This window comes from Alistipes sp. DJF_B185, from assembly GCF_964250025.1.
Classification (GTDB): Bacteria; Bacteroidota; Bacteroidia; order Bacteroidales; family Rikenellaceae; genus Alistipes; species Alistipes finegoldii.
In genome coordinates, this window is the sequence record NZ_CAXUDY010000006.1 from 141,868 (window position 1) to 151,337 (window position 9,470).

Below are 9,470 nucleotides of genomic sequence, written 5' to 3' on the forward strand. Positions count from 1 at the left end.
CCGTTTTTTAAAGTAAAAAGTTCAAATTCATAGTTGTGAGAAGGGAGGCCCGGAAATTTCCGGGCCTCCGTTTTCATGCGAGCCCGGCACCCGTTTTGATTTGCGGACGGCATGTATTACCTTTGCACTCCGTGAGCACCATTCCCTACATAGCGCCGCCTGCGGACGGATTGCCGATGCCCCGCCGCTTGTGGGCCATTCTGGCCGTGGCGTTCGGCGTCGGACTGTCGGTGCTTGACAGCGCCATCGCCAACGTCGCCCTGCCGACCATCGGGCAGGAGCTGGGGATTTCGTCCGCCGACTCGATCTGGATCGTCAACGCCTACCAGCTGGCCATCATGGTCTCGCTGCTGTCGTTCTCGGCGCTGGGCGAGCTGGTCGGCTACCGCAAGGTCTACATCGGCGGGCTGATGCTCTTCACGGTGGCTTCGGTGGGCTGCGCACTCTCCTCGTCGCTCGCCACGCTGGTGCTGGCGCGCGTCATGCAGGGCTTCGGCGCCGCGGCCGTCACGTCGGTCAACACCACGCTCATCCGCATCATCTACCCCAAGGCGCAGCTGGGCCGCGGGCTGGGTCTCAACGCCACGGTCGTCGCCGTGTCGTCGGTCGCAGGCCCGACCATCGCCGCAGGCATCCTTTCGATCGCCCACTGGCCGTGGCTCTTCGCCGTGAACATTCCCGTCGGGCTTGTCGCCCTGTCGCTGAGCCGCCGCTTCCTGCCCGACAACCCCGTGCGGGTCGGCACCCACCGCTTCGACTGGCGCGACGCCGTGATGAACGCACTCACGTTCGGGCTGCTGATGGCTTCGGTCGAGGGATTCTCGCACGGTCTCGATCCGCGCATCCTCTCGGCCGGCATCGCCGCACTGCTCGTCGTCGGCTTCTTCTTCATCCGCAGCCAGCTGCGCGAACCCTATCCGCTGCTGCCGTTCGACCTGCTGCGCATCCCGATCTTTTCGGTCTCGGTCTTAACGTCGATCTGCTCGTTTCTGGGGCAGATGCTCGCCATGGTGGCCCTGCCCTTCTACCTGCAGCACGAATTCGGCTACGACGAAGTAGCCACGGGACTGCTGATGACCGCATGGCCCGCCGTGATCATGGTCGTGGCCCCGATCGCCGGCCTCCTCGTCGAACGTGTCCACGCCGGATTTCTGGGCGGCACGGGACTTACGGCCATGGCCGCGGGACTGTTCCTGCTGGCCTTCCTGCCCGACGACCCGGCGCCTTTCGACATCGCATGGCGGCTGGTGCTCTGCGGCGCGGGATTCGGACTGTTCCAGTCGCCCAACAACAGCATCCTGATCGCCTCGGCCCCACCCCAGCGCAGCGGAAGCGCCAGCGGCATGCTCGCCACGGCGCGTCTGGTGGGCCAGACCACGGGCGCGGCGCTGATGGCCCTCCTGTTCCACATCGTCCCCGAAAACAGTACCCATACGGCGCTCCTGCTCGCGGGAGGTTTCGCCCTGACGGGCGCCGTCGTCAGCATCACCCGCATCCGGCTGCCGCTGCCCGAAGGACTGACCCGGCGCAGAAAATAACCGGAAGCATCTCCGACCGAAACCCCGAAGAACCGAAACAAACATCCCTCTACACCCCGAATACAGATCCGACATGAAATATCCGTTCCTGCTCACCGCCCTCCTGCTCTGCTCTGCAAACCTCGCCGCCCGCCACCCCGATACGGACACCCTTCTACAGCCCGACACCCTTTCCCTCCGGCAATCCGACGCACTCTCCGCCCAGAAATCCGACGCGCCTTTCGTCCGCCCGCCCTACCTGCGGCCGGGCGACACCATAGGCATCGTCACCCCGGCGCGCAAACTCAAGGAGAAGGCCGACACGGCCAAAGTCCGGGAACGCTTCGAAGAGTGGGGCCTGAAAGTGAAATTCGGAGCGCACTACGCCGACCGCGAACAGCCCTATTTCGCCGGAACCGACATCCAGCGCGCCGCAGACCTGCAGGCCATGATCGACGATCCCGGCGTGAAAGCCGTCGTCAGCTATCAGGGCGGCTACGGATCGGTGCGCCTGCTCCCGCTGCTCGACCTCACGCCGCTGCGCGAACATCCCAAGTGGATCGTCGGATTCAGCGACGTCACCATGCTCCACATGGCGCTGGGGCGGCTGGGCGTCGAAAGCCTTCACGCCACGATGCCGGGCAAATTCCGTTTCGGCGCCGACGAAAAACCCGAAGCAATCGTCTCGGACGAATCGTTGCGCAGCGCGCTTTTCGGCCGCTGGACGCGCATCGACGCCGCCGCACACCCGCTCAACGTCTCCGGCACGGCCCGCGGACGGCTCGCGGGCGGCAACCTCTCGCTGCTCTGCTCGGCGATCGGCACGCCCGAACAGCCCGACTTCGACACCCCGACGGTGCTGTTCATCGAGGAGATCGGCGAACAGATGTACCGGCTCGACCGCATGATGCAGCAGCTGGAGCGGAGCGGAATACTGGCCAAATGCAAGGCCATTCTCGTAGGCCACTTTACGGACATGCCGGGACAGAAGCACTTCGGCGTCTGGGACCCCTGCGACATCATCGCAGCCTATGTCCGTCCGCTGGGGCTTCCGGTCGTCTTCGGCATCCCCGCAGGCCACGAAGACCCCAACGTCGCCCTCTACATGGGCCGCGAGGTCGCCGTCACGGTCAACGATGCGGGCGCAAGCGTCGAATTCTGACCGCAGGCCCGCCCCGCCGGACATTTACCCCCGTCCGCACCCTCCGCAGAAGCCTTTCCGCAAAAAATAGCCGCCGCAGGGCGCGGGCTTGTCATATTTTTACTATTTTTGTAAGAGGTGGAGAATGTGCCGCCGCACAAGCCCTGCGCCGACGGGCCGCAGGCGCCGCAAACGGAATGCAAATTAAAACGCCATACTATGTTTTCAGCTAAAACCTACGCTGCGCGCCGCAACATGCTGCGTACGAAGATCGGCTCAGGGATCATCCTGCTGCCGGGCAACTCCCTTTCGCCCAACAACTATCCGAACAATGCCTACTATTTCCGGCAGGATTCGTCGTTCCGCTACTACTTCGGGCTGAACACCCCGTCGCTGGCGGGCCTGATCGACGCCGACACGGGCGAAGAGGCGCTGTACGGCGACGATTTCACGGTCGAGGACATCATCTGGACCGGTCCGCAGCCCACGCTGCGCGAACTGGGCGCCGAAGTCGGCGTCACGGCGACGTTCCCCATGGCCGAACTTGAAAAGCGGCTCCGCAAAGCCGTTTCGCTGGGCCGCAAGATCCACTACCTGCCGCCCTACCGCGGCGAGACGAAGCTCCAGCTGTCGGCGCTGCTCGGCATCAAGCCCGAATTGCTGCACGACTACAAGTCGGTCGAACTGATGTTCGCCGTGGCCGAAATGCGCGAGAAGAAGAGCGCCGAGGAGGTCGAGGCGATGGAACGCGCGTTCCTGATAGGCTACCAGATGCACACGCTGGCTATGAAGATGTGCCGTCCGGGAGTGGTCGAGCGCGAGATCGCGGGCGCCATCGAGGGCATCGCCAAATCCAGCGGTTCGGGCCTGTCGTTCCCCTCGATCGTCTCGCAGCACGGCGAGACGCTCCACAACCTCAACGCCGACGGCGTATTGGAGCAGGGGCGGCTGCTGTTGTGCGACGCAGGCTGCGAGACCGTGGACGGCTACTGCTCGGACCACACACGCACCTACCCCGTCAGCGGCCGGTTCACGCAGAAGCAGAAGGAGATTTACAACGTCGTACTGGCGGCGCACGACCATGTGGCACGCATCGTCAAGCCGCATATGATGTACACCGAGATACACAACGCCGCCTACATGACGCTGGCCGAAGGGCTGGTGGCGCTGGGACTGCTCAAGGGCACGGCCGCCGACGCTGTGGCTTCGGGTGCCATGACGATGCTCATGCCCCACGGACTGGGACACGGGCTGGGCATGGACGTACACGACTGCGAGGCGATGGGCGAGCGGAGTTTCGACTTCTCGACGATCGCCGACCGCGCCGCCAAGTCGGGAACCTGCATCTACCGCGCGGCGTGGCGCATCGAACCGGGAACGGTGATGACCGACGAACCGGGACTCTACTTCATCCCGGCGCTGATCGACAAGTGCCGCGCCGAGGGTCTCTACAAGGGCATCGTCGATTACGACGCGCTGGAGGCGTACCGCGACTTCGGCGGCATCCGCATCGAGGACGACATTCTGGTCACCGAAGAGGGCAGCCGCATGCTGGGTGACAGGAAAATTCCGATCACGGTCGAGGAACTCGAAGCCGCAGTGGGCCGGTAACGTGAAGCGGATTTTCATTTTCCCCACCATCGAGGAGGCCAAGGCGTTCATCCTCACCCAGCCCCGCGATCCGGTCTTCGTGGCCGGAGTCGGCGCGGCGGAGATCGCGGCCGCGACGATCCGGGCCGTGAAAGCCCGCAAGCCCCAGCTGGTCGTGCTCGCAGGCATCGCGGGGGCGTACGACCGGAGCCTGCAGCGCGGCGAGGTGGTCGAAGTGGTCTCCGAGCGGATCGCCGGGATTCCGGCACGTTACGCCCGCGAATACGAAACTTCGGGACCCGATCTGGGACTGCCCCTCGCGGCGGGCGTTACGGTAAACCGTTCGGGAGACGGCCTGCGGGAGACGGGGCGGAAGCAGGAACAGGAGTTCCGGGAAACAGGGTATGGGATTCCGGTGCCGGAAACGAAGTCCGGCGACGCAGTTTCGGCCCCGGCCGGACAGACGCTGCAACCTGCCGGAGAGAGGGCGGACAGCCCGGAACAGCCCTCGGACATGCAGTCCGCGATCGGCGACACGAACGGCACGGCCGGACAAGGCTCGCTGCCCGGAATCGACGGCACGGACGGGCAAAGCGCGCTGCCCGAAATCGAAAACATGGAGGGCGCGGCCTTTTTCGCCGTGTGCGAAGCGCTGGGCGTCGCCTGCTGCCAGATTCGCGCCGTGTCGAACTATGTCGGCGAACCCTTCGACCGATGGGCCGGAGGGCTGGCCGTCGAAAACCTTACCGCAACATTAACCCAAATATTCGGAAACGATGAATAAAAAATGGACACTTTGGGCGGGACTGATCCTGATACTGGTCGTCTTCATTCTGATCTGGCAGTTCGCCCCTGCCATCCAGCGCTGGCTGGCCAACGTATTTATCGACATCATCGTCCTCGCGCTGACCTTCGCAGCGGGCTGGCTGCTGGGCCGCTACGGCGGCAGGCGCAACCGCAACCGCGATCAGGAGAACGCGCGCAACATCACCGAAGCGCAGAAACGGTGACGCTCCGCCTGCGCATATCGCCCTGCCCGAACGACACCTTCATGTTCGACGCGCTCCTGAACGGACGCATCGACACGGGCGGATTGCATTTCGACGTCGAATACCGCGACATCGAGGCGCTCAACCGCGGGGTGCAGGCCGGAGAGGCCGACGTGAGCAAGATAAGCTGCGCCGTGCTGCCCGCCGTTGCGGACCGTTACGCGCTGCTGGACAGCGGCGCGGCGCTCGGACGCGGCAACGGACCGCTGCTGGTGCGCCGCGCGGGGGACCGGTCGCCGATCCGCCGCGTGGCCGTACCGGGAGTCCACACCACGGCCAACGCACTGATGATGCGCCTTTTCCCCCGGATTACGGAGCGCACGCCCCTGCTCTTCTCGCAGATCGCCGCCGCCGTGGAGCGGGGCGACTTCGACGCCGGAGTGCTGATCCACGAGGGGCGTTTCGTCTACCGGCAGCGGCAGTTGGAGCTGGTCGCCGACCTCGGACAGCTATGGGAGCGGACCACCGCGCTGCCCCTGCCGCTGGGCGGCATCGCGGCCAAACGGAGCCTGCCCGAAGCGGTGCGGCGGCAGGTCGAGACCCTCATCCGCCAAAGCATCGAATACGCTTTCGCGCATCCCGAAGCGTCGCGCGCATATATCAAGGAACACGCGCAGGAACTCGACGACGCCGTGATCGACGCGCACATCGCACTTTTCGTCAACGACTATTCGCTCTCGCTGGGCGACGAGGGCCGCCGGGCCGTCGAAGCGCTGACGGGGATTGCCTGCGCTTTTAACTCCTGACCGACGAAAATGTACCGCACGACCAACCTGCCCAACACCCGCATCGAAGTGGCGGACGCCCTGCGCGGCATCGCCGTGGCGGGAATTATCCTGTTCCACGCCCGCGAGCACTTCAACCTCTATTGGAGCGGGCTGGATTACATCCGCGCCGGATTCGGAGGTTGGGAACAAACCGTGGCCGGCGCGCTGGGATTCCTGCTTTCGGGCAAGATGTACGCCATCTTCGCACTGCTGTTCGGACTAAGTTTCTTCATCCAGAGCGACAATCAGGCGCAGCGGGGCAACGACTTCTCGCTGCGGTTCGCATGGCGCATGATACTGCTGTTCGGCATCGGACTGATCAACGCCGCGATCTACAACGGCGACGTGCTGACCTATTACGCCGTTTTCGGACTGCTGATGATCCCCATCGGCAAACTCCCGAACCGCTGGGTGTGGGTCATAGCGGCGCTGCTCTTCATCCAGCCGCTCGAACTCTACCAGCACTTCAGCGGCCATACGCTCTCGCTGCGCGGCATCGAAGGCATGGAGACCCTCTATCCGACCCTCGCCACGGGAACCTTCGCCCAGAGCGCCCGCGCGAGCCTCGTCTACGGGCCGATCAGCTCGTTCGCATGGGGATTGGAACACGGCCGTGCCACGCAGACGCTGCTGATGTTCGTGCTGGGCATGCTGGCGGGCCGTTACCGGCTCTTCTACGACGAAGGCCGCAACCGGCGCATCTGGGGCGGACTGCTGGCCGCCGGTATTCTCGGAACATGGCTCGTGCCGTTCGAGGCGATGCGCAACCTGATGACGGCGACGGCCATCGTCGCGGCGGTGGTCCTGCTGTGGTACGGCTGGCCGGGATTCCGGCGGACGCTGCACGGCATGACCTTCTTCGGCCGCATGAGCCTGACCAACTACCTGCTGCAATCGCTGCTCGGAACGGCGCTCTTCTACAACTGGGGCATGGGGCTTTACCGCCACGTGGACGTGATCTACGGCACGCTCGCGGGCGTGGGCATCATCCTCGTACAGTACGCCTTCTGCCGGATATGGCTGCGCCGCCATTCGCACGGTCCCGTCGAGTGGTTGTGGAAAAAGCTCACGTGGCTCGACATTCCTTTTTTAGACCGAAAAATCGCCTCCTGAGGGCGATTTTTTCATGCCCCGGTTTGGTTATCCCGTTTTTTTTGTATATTTATAGTCGGCTAACCGGAAAATCCCGGAAAGGGCACCTTCCGCAACCGGGAATACGCCCCGCGGGAACACCTCCGGCGACGCCCCGAACCACCCGAAAACCTTAAAACCACACGGGAATATGAAAAATTATTCAGCTAAAGAGATCAAGAACATCGTACTCATCGGCGCGCCCGGCACGGGGAAAACTACCCTTGCCGAAGCGATGGCCTTCGAGGGTAAGGTCATCGACCGCAGGGGTAGTATCGAGACGAACAACACGCTCTCGGACAACACGGATATCGAGCACGAATACAAACGCTCGATCTATTCGACCATCCTCTTCACCGAATTCATGGACCGCAAGTTGAACATCATCGACTGCCCCGGCTCGGACGACTTCTGCGGAAGTCTCTTCTCGGCGTTCAAGGTGGGCGACGTGGGCGTATTCCTGTTCAACGCCCAGAACGGCTGGGAGGTCGGCAGCGAAATTCAGGCCCGCTACGCCCGTCTGCTGCAGAAACCCGTGATCGGCGTGGTGAACCAGCTCGACGCCGACAAGGCCAATTTCGAGGCCGCCGTCGAGTCGATCCGCGCCTCGTCGCGCGTGAAGCCCGTCATCGTGCAGTACCCGGTCAATCAGGGTCCCGAATTCAACGCCTTCATCGACGTGCTGCTGATGAAGATGTACCGTTTCAAGGACAACGACGGCCACCGCGAGGAGCTGGAAATTCCCGCCGAAGAGCTGGACAAGGCTCAGGAGCTGAACAAGGAGCTGGTCGAGATGGCCGCCGAACACGACGAAGCCCTCATGGAACTGTACTTCGACAAAGGCACGCTCACGCAGGACGACATCCGCGCGGGTCTGAAAATCGGCCTCTCGAAACGCGAGGTGATGCCGATCTTCTGCACCAGCGGCAAGCGCGACATCGGCACCAAGCGTCTGATGGAGTTCATCATCAACGTCGCTCCCGGCCCGCTGAAGGCCCCGAACTTCCTCTCGACCGACGGCGAAGAGATCGCGGCCGACGAGACGGCGCCCGCCGTGGCTTTCGTATTCAAGAGTCAGGTCGAACAGCATATCGGCGAAATCACCTATTTCCGCGTGATCCGCGGCCGTATCGCCGAGGGCACCGAGCTGGTGAACACCCGCACGGGCAACAAGGAGAAGGTGTCACAGCTCTTCGCCGTAGCGGGCAAGAACCGCATCAAAGTCACCGAACTCATGGCGGGCGACATCGGCTGCACCGTCAAACTCAAGGGCACGCGCACCAACGACACGCTCGCGGCGCCGTCGGCGCCGGTGACCGTCGAACCGATCGTGTTCCCCGAACCGCGCTACCGCGCCGCCGTCAAGGCCAAGGAGCAGGGCGACGAGGAGAAGCTGGGCAAGGTGCTCAACGACGCCAAATTCGAGGACCCGACGATTCTGGTCGAATACTCCAAGGAGCTGAAACAAACCATCATACAGGGTCAGGGCGAGCATCATCTCAATATCCTCCGCACGCGCATCGAAAAGGAGAACCGCCTCCAGTACGACTATATCGCGCCGAAGATTCCCTACCGCGAGACCATCACCAAGGTGGCGCAGGCCGACTACCGCCACAAGAAGCAGTCGGGCGGCGCAGGCCAGTTCGGCGAGGTGCACATGATCATCGAGCCTTACTACGAAGGCATGCCCGAACCCAAGAACTACAAGGTTCCCGGCAAGGGCGACATGGTCGTCAACCCCAAGACCAAGGAGGAATACGACCTGCCGTGGGGCGGCAAACTGCAGTTCTACTCGGCGATCGTGGGCGGCGCCATCGACGCGCGCTTCATGCCCGCCATCCTCAAGGGCATCATGGAGAAGATGGACGAAGGCCCGCTGACGGGTTCCTACGCCCGCGACATCCGCGTAGTGATCTACGACGGCAAGATGCACCCGGTGGATTCGAACGAAATCTCATTCAAGCTGGCGGCGCGCAACGCCTTCAAGGAGGCATTCCGCAACGCGGGACCCAAGATCATGGAGCCGATCTACAACGTCGAGGTCCTCGTGCCGAGCGACTACATGGGCGCCGTGATGTCGGACCTCCAGAACCGCCGCGCGATGATCGCCGGCATGGAGTCCGACAAGGGCTTCGACCGCCTGAACGCCACGGTTCCGCTGGCCGAGCTGTACCGTTATTCGACGACCCTTTCGTCGCTCACGTCGGGATCGGCGACCTACTCGATGAAATTCTCCTCCTACGAGCAGGTTCCGGCCGACGTGCAGGACAAGCTG

At 63.4% G+C, this 9,470-nt stretch carries 8 protein-coding genes; all 8 read left to right on the plus strand.

All coding sequences use genetic code 11. The features are described from left to right. The first annotated feature begins 176 nt into the window (after positions 1 to 176). The gene (locus tag ACESTR_RS09805; protein WP_195559437.1) at positions 177 to 1,538 is read left to right on the plus strand and encodes an MFS transporter; all 1,362 of its coding nucleotides are present in this window, start codon (positions 177 to 179) and stop codon (positions 1,536 to 1,538) included. A gap of 73 nt (positions 1,539 to 1,611) precedes the next feature. Further along, entirely contained in the window at positions 1,612 to 2,679 is a 1,068-nt protein-coding gene (locus ACESTR_RS09810; RefSeq protein WP_227042080.1) for an LD-carboxypeptidase, read from the plus strand. 198 nt (positions 2,680 to 2,877) lie between these two features. Then, the gene (locus ACESTR_RS09815; protein ID WP_227042079.1) at positions 2,878 to 4,269 is read left to right on the plus strand and encodes an aminopeptidase P family protein; all 1,392 of its coding nucleotides are present in this window, start codon (positions 2,878 to 2,880) and stop codon (positions 4,267 to 4,269) included. Position 4,270: 1 nt separating this feature from the next. Further along, complete coding sequence (locus tag ACESTR_RS09820; protein WP_022044274.1) at positions 4,271 to 5,032, plus strand: hypothetical protein; 762 nt, start codon at positions 4,271 to 4,273, stop codon at positions 5,030 to 5,032. Further along, positions 5,025 to 5,258: a hypothetical protein gene (locus ACESTR_RS09825; RefSeq protein ID WP_014775199.1), complete on the plus strand. Its 234-nt coding sequence runs from the start codon at positions 5,025 to 5,027 to the stop codon at positions 5,256 to 5,258. The genes ACESTR_RS09820 and ACESTR_RS09825 overlap by 8 nt, the downstream gene beginning before the upstream one ends. Continuing rightward, positions 5,255 to 6,043 (plus strand): 1,4-dihydroxy-6-naphthoate synthase, encoded by a 789-nt coding sequence (locus tag ACESTR_RS09830; protein ID WP_022044273.1) that lies wholly within the window; start codon positions 5,255 to 5,257, stop codon positions 6,041 to 6,043. Before ACESTR_RS09825 ends, ACESTR_RS09830 begins: the two co-directional genes overlap by 4 nt. A 9-nt stretch (positions 6,044 to 6,052) precedes the next feature. Beyond that, positions 6,053 to 7,177 (plus strand): DUF418 domain-containing protein, encoded by a 1,125-nt coding sequence (locus ACESTR_RS09835; RefSeq protein WP_288299113.1) that lies wholly within the window; start codon positions 6,053 to 6,055, stop codon positions 7,175 to 7,177. 169 nt (positions 7,178 to 7,346) lie between these two features. Continuing rightward, positions 7,347 to 9,470 (plus strand): elongation factor G (locus tag ACESTR_RS09840; RefSeq protein WP_373179205.1); only part of this gene is annotated, 2,124 nt, incomplete at its 3' end.

What these genes read in the sequence shown, in the direction of transcription:
- ACESTR_RS09810 (WP_227042080.1), top strand. Translation starts at nt 1,612, where the DNA reads ATGAAATATCCGTTCCTGCTCACCGCCCTCCTGCTCTGCTCTGCAAAC.
- ACESTR_RS09835 (WP_288299113.1), top strand. Translation starts at nt 6,053, where the DNA reads ATGTACCGCACGACCAACCTGCCCAACACCCGCATCGAAGTGGCGGAC.
- ACESTR_RS09815 (WP_227042079.1), top strand. Translation starts at nt 2,878, where the DNA reads ATGTTTTCAGCTAAAACCTACGCTGCGCGCCGCAACATGCTGCGTACG.
- ACESTR_RS09825 (WP_014775199.1), top strand. Translation starts at nt 5,025, where the DNA reads ATGAATAAAAAATGGACACTTTGGGCGGGACTGATCCTGATACTGGTC.
- ACESTR_RS09805 (WP_195559437.1), top strand. Translation starts at nt 177, where the DNA reads ATGCCCCGCCGCTTGTGGGCCATTCTGGCCGTGGCGTTCGGCGTCGGA.